General features: G+C 26.6%; 16 protein-coding genes. 7 read left to right on the plus strand and 9 right to left on the minus strand.

The genetic code is table 11. From position 1 onward, the window contains the following. Positions 1-168: 168 nt before the first annotated feature. Both ACJJVK_RS05200 and ACJJVK_RS05205 read right to left on the minus strand, forming a co-directional pair. Positions 169-951 carry a membrane metalloprotease gene (locus ACJJVK_RS05200; RefSeq protein ID WP_405563907.1) on the minus strand — a complete coding sequence of 261 codons (783 nt, stop codon included), beginning with the start codon at positions 949-951 and terminating at the stop codon, positions 169-171. Between the two features lie 94 nt (positions 952-1,045). After that, positions 1,046-2,098 carry a hypothetical protein gene (locus ACJJVK_RS05205; RefSeq protein ID WP_405563910.1) on the minus strand — a complete coding sequence of 351 codons (1,053 nt, stop codon included), beginning with the start codon at positions 2,096-2,098 and terminating at the stop codon, positions 1,046-1,048. A 165-nt stretch (positions 2,099-2,263) separates the two neighbouring features. Between ACJJVK_RS05205 and ACJJVK_RS05210 the strand changes: the two genes are divergently transcribed. The 3 genes from ACJJVK_RS05210 to ACJJVK_RS05220 are packed head-to-tail and all read left to right on the plus strand — an operon-like array spanning position 2,264 to position 6,263. Further along, positions 2,264-2,773 (plus strand): RNA polymerase sigma factor, encoded by a 510-nt coding sequence (locus ACJJVK_RS05210; RefSeq protein WP_215994483.1) that lies wholly within the window; start codon positions 2,264-2,266, stop codon positions 2,771-2,773. A gap of 57 nt (positions 2,774-2,830) precedes the next feature. Further along, a complete protein-coding gene (locus ACJJVK_RS05215) occupies positions 2,831-3,745 on the plus strand; it encodes a FecR family protein (protein ID WP_405563912.1) in 915 nt (304 codons plus the stop codon). After that, entirely contained in the window at positions 3,735-6,263 is a 2,529-nt protein-coding gene (locus ACJJVK_RS05220) for a TonB-dependent receptor domain-containing protein (protein WP_405563915.1), read from the plus strand. Before ACJJVK_RS05215 ends, ACJJVK_RS05220 begins: the two co-directional genes overlap by 11 nt. Here ACJJVK_RS05220 and ACJJVK_RS05225 read toward each other — a convergent pair. The 3 genes from ACJJVK_RS05225 to ACJJVK_RS05235 form a co-directional block, all read right to left on the minus strand. Continuing rightward, positions 6,260-6,706: a GNAT family N-acetyltransferase gene (locus ACJJVK_RS05225; RefSeq protein WP_215994486.1), complete on the minus strand. Its 447-nt coding sequence runs from the start codon at positions 6,704-6,706 to the stop codon at positions 6,260-6,262. The genes ACJJVK_RS05220 and ACJJVK_RS05225 overlap by 4 nt on opposite strands. Before the next feature lie 146 nt (positions 6,707-6,852). Beyond that, on the minus strand, positions 6,853-7,281 hold the full coding sequence (gene rpiB, locus ACJJVK_RS05230; protein WP_405563917.1) for a ribose 5-phosphate isomerase B: 429 nt from the start codon (positions 7,279-7,281) through the stop codon (positions 6,853-6,855). Positions 7,282-7,955: 674 nt separating this feature from the next. Then, positions 7,956-8,129 (minus strand): hypothetical protein, encoded by a 174-nt coding sequence (locus ACJJVK_RS05235; RefSeq protein WP_215994488.1) that lies wholly within the window; start codon positions 8,127-8,129, stop codon positions 7,956-7,958. A 528-nt stretch (positions 8,130-8,657) separates the two neighbouring features. Between ACJJVK_RS05235 and rnr the strand changes: the two genes are divergently transcribed. The 4 genes from rnr (at position 8,658) to ACJJVK_RS05255 (ending at position 12,261) form a co-directional block, all read left to right on the plus strand. Further along, the gene (gene rnr / locus ACJJVK_RS05240; protein ID WP_405563919.1) at positions 8,658-10,877 is read left to right on the plus strand and encodes a ribonuclease R; all 2,220 of its coding nucleotides are present in this window, start codon (positions 8,658-8,660) and stop codon (positions 10,875-10,877) included. Between the two features lie 10 nt (positions 10,878-10,887). Beyond that, positions 10,888-11,211, plus strand: a complete 324-nt coding sequence (locus ACJJVK_RS05245; RefSeq protein WP_405563922.1) for a YbjQ family protein — start codon at positions 10,888-10,890, stop codon at positions 11,209-11,211. A 123-nt stretch (positions 11,212-11,334) separates the two neighbouring features. Further along, positions 11,335-12,024, plus strand: coding sequence for a head GIN domain-containing protein (locus ACJJVK_RS05250; protein WP_405563925.1), 690 nt, complete (start codon positions 11,335-11,337; stop codon positions 12,022-12,024). A 42-nt stretch (positions 12,025-12,066) separates the two neighbouring features. Beyond that, positions 12,067-12,261 (plus strand): twin-arginine translocase TatA/TatE family subunit, encoded by a 195-nt coding sequence (locus ACJJVK_RS05255; protein ID WP_289851794.1) that lies wholly within the window; start codon positions 12,067-12,069, stop codon positions 12,259-12,261. A 509-nt stretch (positions 12,262-12,770) separates the two neighbouring features. Here ACJJVK_RS05255 and ACJJVK_RS05260 read toward each other — a convergent pair. From ACJJVK_RS05260 to gltX, 4 genes are all read right to left on the minus strand, one after another. Then, positions 12,771-13,571: a LytTR family transcriptional regulator DNA-binding domain-containing protein gene (locus ACJJVK_RS05260; protein ID WP_405563928.1), complete on the minus strand. Its 801-nt coding sequence runs from the start codon at positions 13,569-13,571 to the stop codon at positions 12,771-12,773. 117 nt (positions 13,572-13,688) lie between these two features. After that, positions 13,689-14,612 carry an SPFH domain-containing protein gene (locus tag ACJJVK_RS05265; RefSeq protein ID WP_405563930.1) on the minus strand — a complete coding sequence of 308 codons (924 nt, stop codon included), beginning with the start codon at positions 14,610-14,612 and terminating at the stop codon, positions 13,689-13,691. Between the two features lie 161 nt (positions 14,613-14,773). Continuing rightward, complete coding sequence (locus tag ACJJVK_RS05270; RefSeq protein WP_405563933.1) at positions 14,774-15,316, minus strand: hypothetical protein; 543 nt, start codon at positions 15,314-15,316, stop codon at positions 14,774-14,776. Between the two features lie 3 nt (positions 15,317-15,319). Next, positions 15,320-16,840: a glutamate--tRNA ligase gene (gene gltX, locus ACJJVK_RS05275; protein ID WP_405563936.1), complete on the minus strand. Its 1,521-nt coding sequence runs from the start codon at positions 16,838-16,840 to the stop codon at positions 15,320-15,322. Positions 16,841-16,859 lie beyond the last annotated feature (19 nt).

Genomic DNA, 16,859 nt, shown 5'->3' on the forward strand with positions numbered 1-16,859 from the left:
TACATATTAAGAAAAATCTACTTTCTAATTTTGCGCTATGGAAAACTCTAACACCACTTTATACATTATAGCTACAATTATAATTCTTCATTTTTTAGTTGCTTTTGGCTTCTTAATTTATAAAATGACGAAAAAAAAGAAAGATAAATAAATACTTTTTACCCTAAATTATTTACCTCCATTAGCCTTTAAATCTGCCAAACATTGTGCGTCTAAAGTTGGTACAGAACCTCCAGAAAGCATGTTTCCAATTCCTTGGCTAGATTCTGCAGCCCAATACATTAAACAATCTTCTTCATTACAATGCTTTGGATGTTCTTCATCTTCATGATCGCTTTGTAAATCACTTCCTAAATTTGTTAACCCTAAAATATGGCCAAATTCATGATTTATTACAGATGATTCTAGCAAACTTCTATCAGGTTCAAAAGTTCCATCACTTAAACCATGAATAGTTTCTTCGTAAATAACAAAAGATGTATTCCAATAAGCTGAGCCTAAAATTGAACCAGAACTTGTGTCATTAGACGATTTTCCGTCTATAAATAAAACCCAAACTGCAATTGTAGCACCTGAATTGTATTGGATTCTGTATTCTTTTTCTAAATCAACAACTTCATCTAATGTATATTCTGTTTTACCTGTTGTTGGTATTTCTTTGGTAATAAACGTTACTCCTTCTGGTTTGTTAATTCTATTTTCTATAAAACTTTTAAAATTATTTATAGCGGTTGTTGTAGGTTCAAAACCTTCTAAGTAAGCCATTTCTACAATCAATTTATTAAAAGAATCTGAAGAAAGTAAATCGTTTGCAGAAGCACCTGTTGCTTGTCTATTTAAAGCTACATTAGTGATTTCTCCTGTTTCATTATCAGTAATATTTTCTGTTTCTGATGAACAAGAAAAAAAGATACTACAAACTAATACTACTTTTACAAAAATATTTTTCATCTACTTACCTTTTAAAAAAATCTTTACAACCACTAAGTAACTTATAGCAGTTGTAAAGAAAACTAACTAACTATTCTTTTTCAATAATTTTTAATTATAGCTTTTTAAAAGCTAAAGTTACAGAAGCGTCTGTAGTACTTTGTAAAGTAATTAAAGTTGTACTATAAGTGCTAATAACCCAGTTATTCCCCAAAGCACTTAAAGTTGTATTACTTGCAAAGTTTATATTAACAAACGCTTCTGTTTCTGAACTAACAGAATAAGTTCCTTCTATTTCTCCTAATGCAGAATTCACAACATTAGTAGCTACAATTTTAAGATCATTTGTAAATTCTATAGACCATTCTGCATAATCGTTTGCAGTATCTACACCATTATTAATAAAAGTTTCTACTTTAAATTTTGTACCACTTAAAACAGCTTCTGCTTCTGCAGCAGTATTTGCAGCATCGTCTTTTTCATCTTCATATTGTACACAATCAGAAATTGCATTCTGAAATTCTGCATCACTAGTAATCTGTATTTCTGTACCATTACTTAAAGTGGCACTAATAGGATAATTTACTGCAAAAAGTTCGTCAGATCCTAAACTTGTCATGTAATTATATAGTTGTTGTTCAGATTGTAAAACAACAGAGCCAGTTTGTTCTAGACTAATATCATAAGTTAACATTGTAACCGGAAAATTAATGTCTATACAAGAAATAGCATCTCTACCTTCTTCTTCTGCATTTTCGCATTCTGCATTTAAAGCATCTAATTCTGATTGGTTATTAACAGTTACTTCTGTATAATTACTTGTTCTTACTTTAATAGGAAAATTAAATGTTACTGAATCAGAATCATCATTAAATTCACCTAAAATATTTAAAACTGCAGAAAAATCTAAACTACTTAATAGAGTAATTTGTTGATCATTTACAGTAGCTGTTAACGGAAATAATAATTCTGTACAAGCATTACCATCTAAAAAATCATCATTAGAACCATCGTTCATTGCAGCTCTTTCATAATTAGAAGCTGTTGTAGATGTAGATGAATTTGCATTTGGGTTTGTACCTACCTCAGTATTATCATCTGATTGACAAGAACTAAAACCTAAAGTTGCTGTTAAAGCAATTGCTGTTATTAATTTTAATGTTTTCATGTTAATTGATTTTATTGTTATGAGTAAAACAACTTTATTTAATTTTACCCTACTTTTTTTTAGAAAAACTAATTTTTTAGATCTTCTGCTAGTAAAACAACTAAACATTTATTTACCCTACCTTTGTATTGAAATTTTTATATTTTTATTACTTAATTTCTATTTATGACTGATAAATCTCTTTGCGATGAAATTTATTTTAATGAGTTTTATACAGCTCATATACAGTCTTCTAGTAATTTTGCATACTACAAATCTGGAAATAAAAACACGGCCTTAGATTTAGCACAAGAAGCTTTTATTAAAATTTGGGAAAACTGTTCTAAAATAGATTTTACCAAAGCAAAATCGTATTTATTTACAGTTGTTAACAACCTTTTTTTAAATAAAGTCAAACACGAAAAAGTAGTATTTGAATATGCTAAAAGCAGTCCTTATTTAGATATTAACAACCAAAGTCCAGAATATTTATTAGAAGAAGAAGAGTTTAAATTAAAACTTAAAAAAGCCATAGAAGATTTAACAGAAGGTGAAAGAGAGGTTTTTTTGATGAACAGAATTGATGGAAAAAAATACAGAGAAATTGCAGAAATACTTTCTATTTCGCAAAAAGCAGTAGAAAAAAGGATGTCATCAGCATTAAAAAAATTAAGAACAAAAATTGATGGAATTTAAAATAGCTTTTAAAGTAGGGTAAAATACTTTTTAGTTGTTTTATATATAGAAATAAAAATGGAAAATAATAACGACATCTTAAAATGGCTTAACAAAGAATCTTCTGATGAAGAATTGCTGCGCTTACAAGAAACTGAAGATTTTAAAACTTTAGAAAAAATTGCGCATTATTCTTCTCAAATAGAGCCACCAAAAGTTGATGTTGATAAAGCCTTAGCAGATCTTAAATTAAGAACGCAAAACAAAACTAAAAAAGGTAAAGTTATTGCTTTTAATGTTAAAGATTTGTATAAATATGCAGCAGCTATTGTTGTTTTATTGATAAGCTCTTATTTTATCTTTTTTAACAAAGAGGCTACTATTAAAACCGAATATGCACAAACAAAAACATTTAATTTACCAGATAATTCTGAAGTAATTTTAAATTCTAATTCAGAGATTTCTTATGGCAAAAAAAGTTGGGATGAAGACAGAAATTTAGCTTTAGATGGTGAAGCTTTTTTTAAAGTAAACAAAGGAAAAAAATTTACAGTAAGTACAGAAATTGGTAACGTAACTGTTTTAGGTACAAAGTTTAACGTAAAAGAAAGAGCTAATTATTTTGAGGTAAAAACTTACGAAGGTTTAGTAAGTGTTGCTTATAAAGATACCCTTGTTAAATTACCTAAAGGAGCTCTTTTTAAAGTAGTTAATGGTGTAATTGATACAAATACTACGTTTGATATTGAGGAAAAATCTTGGTTACAAAAAGAGTCTAATTTTAAAAGTACACCATTACAAATTGTATTAGAAGAATTAGAAAATCAGTTTGGTTATACTATAGAAACCCAAGAGGTTAATTTGGCAATTTTATACTCTGGTGGTTTTACACATACTGATGTTAATTTAGCTTTACAATCTGTTACAATTCCACTACAATTATCTTATAAAATAGAAGGAAAAACAATTACTATATTTAATTATGGTAAATAAATTTCAGGTTTTTTTTATCAATTTTTTGTTGATAACAAGTATTGCTCTTGCTCAAAATTCTTCTGATAAAGTAGCACTTTCAACCTTATTAATTGAACTCGAAAAAACCTACGAAATTAAGTTTTCTTATTCTGATAATGATGTAAAAGACCTCTTTGTAAATCCCCCAAAAAAAGGAATTTCCATAGATCAGCTTTTAACTTATTTAAATAAAAACACTTTTTTACAATTTAAAACATTAGACAACAGATATGTAACTGTTTCGTTTTTAAATAAATCAATTTCTATTTGCGGAATCATTATAGACGCCAACTTTTTAGAACCACTTTTACTGGCAACTGTTAAAGTAGATGGCTATAAATTAGGTACAACCACCAACCAAAAAGGTGAATTTTATTTACACAATATACCTGTAAATGCCACATTAAGCTTTTCATATATCAGTTTTAAAACCAAAACAATTGCTGCAAAAGAATTGTTTTCTACAGGTTGTAAAGAAATTTTTTTAGAAGAAGAAACAGAGCAATTATCAGAAATTACAATGCCTAGATTTTTAACTTCTGGCTTACAAAAAAGTGCTGATGGTGCTACTGTTTTAAACACAGAAAAATTCGGAATTTTACCAGGATTAATAGAACCAGATATTCTAAAAACCATAAAAATTTTACCTGGTATAGAAAGTGTAAACGAGAGTGTTTCTAATATTAATGTTAGAGGAGGTACAAACGACCAAAATTTAATGCTTTGGGATGGTATAAAAATGTATCATTCAGGTCATTTTTTTGGGTTAATTTCTGCTTATAATCCGTATTTAACAAAGAAAGTTGCAGTTACTAAAAACGGTACAAGTACTGCGTTTTCAGACGGAGTTTCATCAACCATTAATATGGAAACTGCTAATAGAATTACCAATGAATTTTCTGGTGGTGCAGGTTTTAATTTATTAAGTGCAGATGCTTTTGTACAAGTGCCACTTAAAGACAATATGGAATTACATATTTCTGGTAGAAGATCTTTTACAGATTTAATAAATACACCTACTTATAACAACTATTTTTCTAGAAGTTTTCAAGATAATTCTGTGGCTTCTAATAGTGTAAATAATTCAGAATCAGATTTTTATTTTTATGATTATTCATTTAAATTTTTATATGATATTGATTATAATCATTCTATTAGAGCAAATTTTATCCACATAAAAAACAATTTAGAATACTTAGAAAAATATACAACTAACAACATAACCATTGAAGAGAATAGCACTTTAAAACAAGAAAATTTAGGTGCAAATATTCATTGGAATGCAGATTGGAACACTAAATTTTCTACCACTTTTTCTGCATTTTTTTCTGATTATAAAATTAATTCATCAGACTATAATAAAGATTCAGATCAGTTACAAACACAGTTTAATAATGTTTTAGAAACCGAAATAAAGCTAGATTCTAAATATGAATTTTCTGATGTTTTTCATTTTAAAAATGGTCTTGTTTTTAACGAAATTGGTATCAGAAATACAACTACAGTAAACGCACCTACTTTTTCTACAACAGTAAAAGATGTGTTGTTAAAAAGTGCATTTTATTCTGAATTAGAATATCAGAAAAAGAAAACTTATGCACGTTTTGGGTTAAGAACTAACTATTTTTTTGAATTTCAAAAGTTTGTAATTGAACCTAGAATTAACATCCGACAGAAAATAAATAACGAATTTTCTTTAAAACTTGAGGGTGAATTTAAAAACCAAACTACAGCACAAAAAATAGATTTTGAAGAAAATTTTTTAGGAATAGAAAAACGAAGATGGATTCTTGCTGATAATGTAAATACACCTATTGTAAAAAGTAAACAAGCATCTTTTGGTATAGAATACACCTTAAATAAATTGTATTTTGATGTTACTGCTTTTTATAAAAAAATTGATGGAATTACTGCAGATAATCAAGGTTTTTACAACAATACACAAACTTTAAATTCTATAGGAAATTACGAAATAAAAGGAATTGAATTTTTAGTAAACAAGCAAACTAAAAATATAAGTACCTGGTTAAGTTATACTTATTCTAGTAATAATTATACTTTCGATATTTTTAATCCAGAAACTTTTGCAAATACTTTAGATATTAAACATTCTGTAAGTGCAGCTTTTAACTACGATTTTACAAAGAAATTTAAACTATCTTTAGGTAGTGTTTTACGTTCTGGTAAACCATTTACAAAACCAATAGATGGTAATGAAACCATACAAGATGGCAATAGAATTATTATAAATTATGATAACCCAAATAAAGAAAGATTAGATAGTTTTTTTAGATTAGATTTTTCTGGAAGCTATAATTTTGATTTTACAAAAGATGTAAAATCTACAATTCGTTTAGGAATTACAAATATTACTGATCGTAAAAATATAATTGATTCTTATTTTATTGTTGATGAAACAAACACAAATAATGTAAAAAGAATCAATAATTATTCATTGCCTTTTACACCAAATCTTAGTTTTAGAATACAATTTTAAGAAGCTATTCTATCCATTCTAATATGTGGTATACCATCTTCAAGATACTCCTCTCCTATTTGTTTAAATTGATGCGATTCGTAAAACTTTTTTAAATATTTTTGAGCAGAAATTGTAATTAAATCTACTTTAAAATGCTCTTTAATAGCTAAAATAGATGCTTTCATAATTTGATGCCCATAACCAAATTTTCGTTCTTTTTCAGCTACTACTACTCTACCAATACTAGCATTATTAAAATAATCACCAGGTTTAAAAATACGAGTATAAGCCACAATTTTATCGTCTTTAAAACCGAAAATGTGTACTGCTTTTTGATCTTTAAAATCTACATCTTGGTACACACAATCTTGTTCTACCACAAAAACTTCAGATCGTAATTGTAAAATAGAATACAGTTCTGTAGTTGTTAATTCTTGGAAAGATTTTATGATGAAATTCATTTTTATAACATTATAAATGTTCTCGATACAATTTCGATAAAAATCGAAATCAGTCCAACTGACAAGACTTTTTAGTAATATAAATTAACTTACTGTCACTTCGAGTGAAATTTCTTTTTCTGAAATTTTGCATCGAGAAGTTTTTATTAACAAGAAATTTTACCAACTCTATTTGCGTGTCTACCACCTTCAAATTCAGTAGTTAAAAAAATATCTACAAAACCTATAGCTTGTTGTAAAGACACAAAACGAGCAGGAATTGTAAGTACATTTGCATTATTATGTTGTCTTGTTAAAGCAACCAACTCATTATTCCAACACAATGCAGCTCTTACACCTTGGTGTTTATTAGCTGTCATTTGTGCTCCATTACCTGAACCACATAAAATAATACCTAATTCAGCTTTACCAGACTCAACACAATCTGCTGTTGGATGAATAGCATCAGGATAATCCATGGAATCGTTAGTATCTGTACCAAAATTAAGTACAGTATATCCTTTTTCTTCTAAATGTTTTATAATTTCGAACTTATATTCAGTTCCTGCGTGATCATTACCAATGGCAATTGTCATAATTTATTTATTTAATTGTTTTTACGAGTTTACAAAGTAATCTGTAATTTTATTTAAAGATTTCTTCATTACATTCGCAATGACTTAGTTAGGCTGGCAAAAATATAGAAATTAACGGTTATCAACAGTTATAAACATTTAAAAATTATCATTTTTTAATAACTGTTTATTTTTAAAGCTTTTAACTGTTTTAAGTAAATGTTAAGAACTTATGATTAAAAATAGGAAACTTTATTTGGTATTCTTATTAATTATAACAATACAAGCTCTTGATTGACATATGCAAATTTTATTTTAAGTTTTTGATAAAAGTTTATCAACATAAAATTTACAATTTGTTTACATATATTTTGTTGTTAACTATTAAGAATTTTAAGTTAACTACTGTTTATAACTATTGTTAATAACTCTAAATTTAAATTGATTTATAAGCTTTTAAGTTACTTATAAGTTGTCAATGATTTTTAATAACTCAAACTAAAAAATAAAAATAGAATATTTTATAGTAGCTATTAACACACTATTATAAACATCAATTTTTTTTAAAATTTTTAAAAAGAAAAATAATTATAATATAGAATGTTGATAACTGTTGAAACTTTTAAAAATTGAAAATGAATTTTTGAAAAAAGAAAGAATACTAAAAAATGTAAAATGGGTTTTTGAATAAAAGTTTAAACCGCTTTTTTTTCAGCTTCTAATAGATAAAGAGTATCTTTCTGAATCTCAACAGTTTCTTTAGGAGGCATGTCTTTTTGTAGTGAACCGTTAATAATCTGTACGCTTATATAAATTCCTGTTAGGAATATAAGTGCAAATAGAGCGATTATTTTACGTAGATTTTTCATCTTAAAACTTTGGTGTTGTTATTATAAAGACGTAATATTTAAGAAAACGTTACAATTTTTTTAAGAAAATTTTAAGAAAAATGAGAAATTCTTAAATTTAGAGAAAGAAAAGCAATAGTTATATCAGAAGTTTTTATCTATCTTTGCAGTGTTATTTTGTAAACTACTTAATTGTAGTGTTCTATCTCTGCTATCCAAAATAATATTTCTAAAACCTTTTAGAATTGCATACGCAACCAATTCAATTTTGTATTTAGAATACTGTATAAAACAAAAGAATACACGAATTTTTTATGTTTTTTAAATGGCTAAAATTCTCTTAATTTTTTAGAAAATTTCCGATTTCTAAAAATAGGAATGCTGTTTATAAATCAAGATTTTTTAGTATTAAATGTCTATAAATGAGACATGAAAAAATATAATAAACAAGGCTACCTCAATATAAAAATAAATTGATAACTCTTTTTTAATAAACAATGGTTATAAAAAATTGTATTTTGGTATCAAATAAAATAGAAGTAAGAATAAATGAAAAGAAAGAAAAAGAAAATATTTAAGAAAAAAGGAAAAGTTATTAAAGACTTAACTAGAAATATTTTTAAAATTTTAAATGAAGACAGCACAAAGTTTTATAATTATAAACAAATAGCTGGTAAATTAGGGGTTTCTGATACTGATGGAAAAACTCAAATATTAAAAAAACTAGCAGAATTAACTGCAACAAAAAAAATTAAAGAAATAGATAGAGGTAAATATCAAATAAATGAAGACCGTAAATATTCTATAGGAACATTAGATGTAACCTCTAGTGGAAATGGATATTTTATTTCTGATGATTATGAAGACGATATTTTTATACCAAACATAAATTTAGGTAAAGGATTACATGGAGATGTAGTAAGAGCATATGTTTACCAACGTAAAAGAAGTAAAAAGTTAGAAGCAGATGTTGTAGATGTTATAGAACGTGCAAAAACAGAGTTTGTTGGTGTTTTACAAAAGAGTAAAAACTTTGGTTTTGTAATTTGTGATAATCATAAAATGTATGCAGATATTTTTATTTCTCAAAATAAAATGAATGGTGCAGAACATGGAGATAAAGTGCAAGCTACTATTTCTGATTGGCCAGAAAATTCTAAAAATCCATTTGGTAAAATAACCACTGTTTTAGGTAAACCTGGTGATCATGATACAGAAATGCATTCTATTTTATTAGAATATGATTTACCTTATGAGTTTGAACCAGAAGTAGAAAAAGAAGCACAAAATTTACCCATAGAAATTACTGAAGATGAAATTGCCAAACGTAGAGATATGAGAGGCGATTTAACATTTACCATAGATCCTAAAGATGCAAAAGATTTCGATGATGCATTATCGTTTACCAAACTAGAAAATGGTAATTACGAAATAGGAATTCATATTGCAGATGTTTCGCATTATTTACAACCCAAAACTATTTTAGATGATGAAGCTTATGAAAGAGCAACTTCTGTTTATTTAGTTGATAGAGTAGTACCTATGTTACCAGAAATGCTAAGTAATGGTGTTTGTTCTTTAAGACCAAATGAAGAAAAATTAACTTTTTCTGCTGTTTTTGAAATTAATAAAAAAGCACAAATAGTAGGAGAGTGGTTTGGTAGAACAGTAACCTATTCAGACCAACGTTTTGCTTACGAAGAAGCACAAAGTATTATAGAAAACGTAAAACTTTCAGATAATGTAAAACCTTATACAATGCCTGCAGATATTTCTATAACAGATTCTTCTTATGAGGTAAAACCAGAAGTTGTAGAAGCAACTTTAAAGTTAGATGAATTGGCTAAAATTCTTAGAAAAAAGAGAATGAAAGCTGGTGCAATTTCTTTTGATAGAGTAGAAGTGAAGTTCAATTTAGATGAGGAAGCAAACCCAGTAGGAGTTTTCTTTAAAACATCTAAAGACGCTAATAAACTAATTGAAGAATTTATGTTATTAGCCAATAGAAAAGTAGCAGAATTTATTGGTTTTTCTAAAGGAAAAGCAACCAATAAAACTTTTGTTTACAGAGTACATGATGAACCAAACATAGAAAAATTAGCATCATTACAAAACATTATTAGCAAATTTGGTTATAAAATTAATACAGATACAAAAGAATCTACTTCAGAATCTTTAAATCAGTTATTAAATGATGTAAATGGTAAAGCAGAATCTAACATGATTGAGACTTTAACTATTAGATCTATGTCTAAAGCTGTATATACTACTCAAAATATTGGCCATTATGGTTTGGCTTTTGATTATTATAGCCATTTTACATCGCCTATTAGACGTTATCCTGATGTAATGACACATAGATTACTGCAGCATTATTTAGATGGTGGAGATAGCCCAAAAGCAGAAATTTATGAAGAAAAGTGTAAACATTCATCAAAAAGAGAAGAATTAGCATCTAAAGCAGAAAGATCATCTATAAAATACATGCAAGTTAAATACATGCAAGACCATAAAGATGAAATTTTTGATGGTGTTATTACTGGAGTTACTGAATGGGGAATTTATGTAGAAATTTCAGCAAACAAATGCGAAGGAATGGTTAGAATTAGAGATATAAAAAGTGATTATTATATTTTTGATGAAGAGCAATATGCAATTGTAGGTCAGTCTACTAAACATTTATATCAATTAGGTGATGATGTAAAAGTACAAGTTAAAAAGACAGATTTAGAACGTAAACACTTAGATTTTAACTTGATTGAAGATTAAATAAAATATTATGATATTAACAACAACACCCAATATAGAAAACTTTAAAATAATAGATTATTTAGGTATTGTAACAGGTTCTGCTTACGATTCTAGTTATACTTCTAATGGAACAAAATTGTCTTTTAAAGATATGTTTAGTATGTCTAAATATTATGAAAAATATACTTTAGGATTAGAGTCTATAAAAGAAAAAGCTTTTCAAAATTTAAAAGATAATGCTACAAAATTAGGTGCAAATGCTGTTGTAGGTATTCAATTAGATGTAGAACCACTTGCAAATTCATCAACTTTATTAGTATCTATAACAGGCACAGCAGTTAAAGTAGCTTAAAAATTTAGCAAGAATTATTTACATTCTCACGTTAATTTTTAATCTTTACCACAATAAATAAAACAAAATGTCTTTATAGTGGTATGCTTATTGATTTAAGTACATTAATCAAACCTAAATAAAATGAAAAAAATAATATTTATATGTGTTTTAATGATGAGCTTATCATTTGTAGCACAATCTACAGTAAACAAAAAATTAGGAGATTTTTCTACTCTAAAAGTTTATAATGGTATAGAATTAGAGTTAATAAAATCTAACGAGTCTAAAATAGAAATTACAGGTCTAAAATCTGAAAAAGTTAAAATAAAGAACGTTAACAACACTTTAAAAATTTCTTTACCTTTCTCTTTAAAACCAGAAAATAATGCAGCAAATGGAGAGGTTTTAGTAAAATTATACTATTCTAAAAGTATTGATACTATAGATGCTAATGAAGGGGCTACAATTACTGGTAAAGAAATTAATCAAAATCATTTAGAAGTAAAATCGCAAGAAAGAGCATTTGTAAATTTAGTGGTAAAAGTGAAACATTTAGAAGTTAAAACATCTTCTGGAGGTATTATTAAATTATCTGGTACAACAAAAAACCAAACTGTAGATGTAGATTTATACGGAATTTATAATGGTTTTGATTTAAAAGCTACAGCAAACTCAACCGTAAAAGCGGGTACAGGAGCAAAAGCAGAAATTTTAGCTGGAGAAACTTTAAATGCAAAAGTAAGTTTTGGAGGTTCAATATTTTACAAAGGAAATCCTGAAGTGTTAAAAGACAAAAAAGTAATAGGCGGTATTATACAAAAAAGAGATTAATAGAATCCTTTTTGTATCTTTGTTATATTAAAATTTAGAAAAATGAATACTTTAAATATATATTTATTAGGAATGCCTAGTGGAGGTTCTTGGATTATTATTGCAATTGCAATTTTACTATTGTTTGGTGGTAAAAAAATTCCTGAGCTAATGAAAGGTTTAGGTGGTGGTATAAAAGAGTTTAAAAAGGCTACTAAAGATGAAGAAAAAGAAGAACAACTAGAAGAAAAAAAGTAAAATAACATAGACGTTATATAAAGTAAAAGCTCTGTTTGCATGCAAACAGAGCTTTTTGTTTTAAATTAAAAAAATCCCCCAATATTTTAATTTAATAGTTTTACAAATATAATTTATTATATTGATAAATCTACAAAATGTTCTGAATTATAAGGTTTTAAGTAGTGAAATTGTTTTTTATTATTAAATATTTGTTATTGATTAATTATTAAAATTTTGATATTATAAAATATTTGTAGTAATAATATTATATTCAATAATAAATCATTTATAAAATTATTAACACTGTAATATTTAAGTGTTTTTTTATTTTATTAATAATATACAATCTTTAAAAATAAATGCTCAATTTGATGATTCAAATTGAGCTTTATTTTTCTAATGATAATTGTCCCCCAACAATTACCATTATAATTTCATACTTCAAAAGTAATTTTTTTTATTTATATAATATTAAAAAAAGCCCTTAAAGGGTTGTATAATGGGGTTTTGGGATAAATGGGAAGGTATTATTCTATTAATTTTTCTAAATCTTTTTTCTTAATACTTCTAGAAACAGGAATTTTAATATCTATTTTATCAGAAATTAAAAAATAACCTCTTGCATTACCAGATATAGATTTAATATGTTTGGTATTTACTATAAAAGATTTATGACATTTAAAAATATTAGGATATTCTTGTATTTGCTTAAGTATTTTAGATAGAGTGTTTCTTAAAACAATTTCTTTTATTCCTTTATTTGTATTTACAAAAAAGCTAGCATAATTACCTGCAATTGTTATGTAAACTAAATCAGCTATTTCAATGCTTATATTTTCTTTATTATTCTCAGAATATATAATTATGCTTTCTTCTTTTTTAGTAAAAACACGCTTCTTTCTTTTAAATCGAATTACTCTTTCGTTTACGATAACAAAAAATAGCATAGATATAAGTGCAAGACTAGACGAATACTTATAAAACAATCCAAAACTTAACTTTATTAAATTAAATTCATCTTTATAAATTCCGCTAAAAAACCACAAAATATAACTGTAAATAAATAAAAAACAAAAAAGTACAATTAGAAAAGTAGCTACAGATAATTTTTTATAATTTGTTTTATCTAAAATTAATAAAAGTAAAAAGGGTACTAGAAAGGTTAAAGAACTTATAACTAAACTATAACCAAATAAAGTTTCTTTTAAAACATCTAAATTAAAAGGTTTAAATAGGTTTAAAAAGATAAAAACAAATACTCCATGTAATGCTGTTATGGCAAGTTTGTTATTAATATAAGGTTCTAGATTAAGCTTTCTTTTGAACAATTTTATAATAGGATTAATCAAAGGGGTAAAATTTTAATTAAAAAGGATAAACTAAGTTATAAAAAAAAGCGCAAAATAATCATTTTGCGCTTTTTTAGTTTTGTTTAAATATCTTTTTTAATCAATCTTTTTAGGTTTTGCATTTTTCATAGCCTCACCAATTTGATTACTAGCTGTAAAACTTGCAACCATATCATTTAACATTTGGCTACCAGCTTGTGGCGAGTTTGGTAGTAATATTAAATTACTGTTAGTTTCTTGACCTATAGATTGTAAAGTATCATAATGTTGTGTTACAACAATTAATGCAGATGCTTCTTGGCTATTGATACCTACTTTGTTTAAAACCTCTACAGACTCTTCTAAACCACGTGCAATTTCACGTCTTTGGTCTGCTATACCTTGCCCTTGTAAACGTTTACTTTCTGCCTCAGCTTTTGCACGTTCTACAATTAAAATACGTTGTGCATCACCTTCAAATTGTGCAGCAATTTTTTCACGCTCAGAAGCATTAATTCTGTTCATAGATTCTTTTACTTGCGCATCTGGATCTATATCAGTTACTAATGTCTTAATAATATCAAAACCATAATCAGACATGGCATCATTTAATTCAGATTTAACAGCAATTGCAATATCATCTTTTTTTACAAATACATCGTCTAATTTCATTTTTGGCACTTCTGCTCTTACTACATCAAAAACATAAGATGTTATTTGATCATGAGGATAATCTAACTTATAAAAAGCATCGTAAACCTTATCATAAATAACTTTGTATTGTACAGATACTTTAAGTTTTACAAATACATCATCTAAAGTTTTAGTTTCTATAATTACATCTAATTGCTGAATTTTTAAACTTAATCTACCAGCAATTCTATCTATTAAAGGAATTTTAAAACGAAGACCAGATTGTCTTATGGCATTAAATTTACCAAATCGTTCTACAATAGCTGATGTTTGTTGTTTAACTGTAAATATTGATGCGAAAATAACAACTGCAATCAATACAATTATTACTGGAAAAATAGAAATCATAGTTAGTAGTTTTAAAGTTAATAATCAATTTAATGTAAAGATACTTATTAGAGTATTATCTATAAGACGCAATTTTTTAAAATTGTTACATTTTGTAATATTAATCAATAAAAAACCCTAAAAATGATCATTTTTAGGGCTATTTTGTTTTAAAAATTGAATTATTCCTTTTTCTCTTTTGGAAACACTTTATAGATTTTTCTATTGTATTTAATCCATTTTTTATACTGTTTTTCTGATAAAAGAGCCTTTATAGATTTATCTAATTCTTTATCTTCTTTTTTTAAAGTATCAGAAATAGGTTTTAAATTACTTGCCATTTCTAATCTAACTTTTGTTTGATTAGAAAAATCACCAGTTTTTGCCACATTTTTTTGATAATTATCTATCATTTCTTTGGTGCTTTTTAAAGTAAAACTATTAATTCTTCTAATATCTTTTATTTCTTTATTGTAAGTAGTTAAAAGGCTAGAAAACTTTTTACCTTCATCAGAAGATAATTTTATGCCAGATTTTTTAGCTGCTTTTTCTATATCATAAATCACAATTCCTAAATATCTTTCTATTTTAAAATCTGGGTCTGCAGGTTTATCAGGTGTTTGCATCATTTGGTTTTGACCCTGATTTCTCATACCATTGTTGTTATACTGGCTATAACTTTGTAGTGTTGTAAAAATAAAAATTGCGATGATATATTTTTTCATTTTTTATAATTTTTCTATTGCATTTTTTAACCTTAAAATAGTTTCCTCTTTACCAATCATTGCAATAATATCGAATAAATGTGGGCCTGCTAATTTACCTACTAAACATAAACGTAAAGGTTGCATTACTTTGCTGTAACCAATTTCTTTGCTAGTAATCCATTCTTTAATTTCTTTTTCTGTATTTTTTGATGAAAAATCTTCAATTTTAGCAACTACAGTAATTAATTCTTTCATTAAATCTGTAGTTCCTTCTTTCCAACTTTTCTTTACAGATTTTGCATCATATTCTTGTGGTGTTTCAAAAAAGAAAATAGCTAATCCTAAAAAATCATCAACAAAAACAGCTCTTTCTTTTACAGTAGAAACTATTTTTTTAACATCTTCTATGTTTTTATTAATCCCTTTTTTCTCTAAAATTGGCATAAATAAATTTGCTAATTCTGCATCATCTTTGGTTTGCATATATTGTTGCTGAAACCACTTTGTTTTATCAAGATTAAATTTTGCACCAGCTTTATTAACACGTTCAAAATCAAATTTTTGAGTTAATTCTTCTAAAGAAAAAATTTCTTGTTGTGTTCCAGGGTTCCATCCCAAAAAGGCCAACATATTTATAAAAGCATCAGCAAAATAACCATCTTCTTTATAGCCTCTAGAAACATCACCTGTTTCTTCATTTGTATATTCTAGAGGAAACACAGGAAAACCTAATTTATCTCCATCCCTTTTACTTAACTTTCCTTTACCAATTGGTTTTAAAATTAATGGCAAATGTGCAAAATCTGGAACTTCCCAATCAAAAGCTCTGTATAATAATACATGTAAAGGCATAGATGGTAACCATTCTTCACCTCTAATTACGTGACTAATTTCCATTAAATGATCATCAACAATATTTGCTAAATGATAGGTTGGCATTCCATCAGATTTAAATAAAACCTTATCATCTAATGTGTTTGTTTTAATAGTAATTCTTCCTCTAATTTCATCTTGCATATACAAAATTTCACTTTCTGGAATTTTAAAACGAATTACATATTTATCACCAGCATCAATTCTTTTTTGTACTTCTTCTTCAGATAATACTAAAGAGTTTACAAGTTTACCTTCTTGTCTATTTTGCCAGTTATAGATAAACATTTTCCCTTTAGAGGCATTAAAATCTCTCTGAGCAGTTAACTCTTCTGGAGTGTCAAAAGCATAATAAGCTTTACCTTTTTCTAGTAAAATATCTGCATATTTTTTGTAAATATCTTTACGTTCAGATTGTCTATATGGTCCAAATTTTTCGTTTTTTCCAGGTCCTTCATCAAAAGGAATATTACACCATTTTAAAGCGTCTATTATATATTGCTCTGCATTAGCAACATAACGTGTTTGGTCTGTGTCTTCTATTCTTAAAATAAAAGTACCATTGTGTTTTTTGGCAAATAAATAATTATATAAGGCAGTTCTTACACCTCCAATATGTAAAGGTCCTGTAGGACTTGGTGCAAAACGCACACGAACATTAGATTCCATTTTTTTTGTTTTAAAGCTG

Origin of the sequence: Polaribacter sp. Asnod6-C07, assembly GCF_045063625.1 — a bacterium.
Lineage (GTDB): Bacteria > Bacteroidota > Bacteroidia > Flavobacteriales > Flavobacteriaceae > Polaribacter > Polaribacter vadi_A.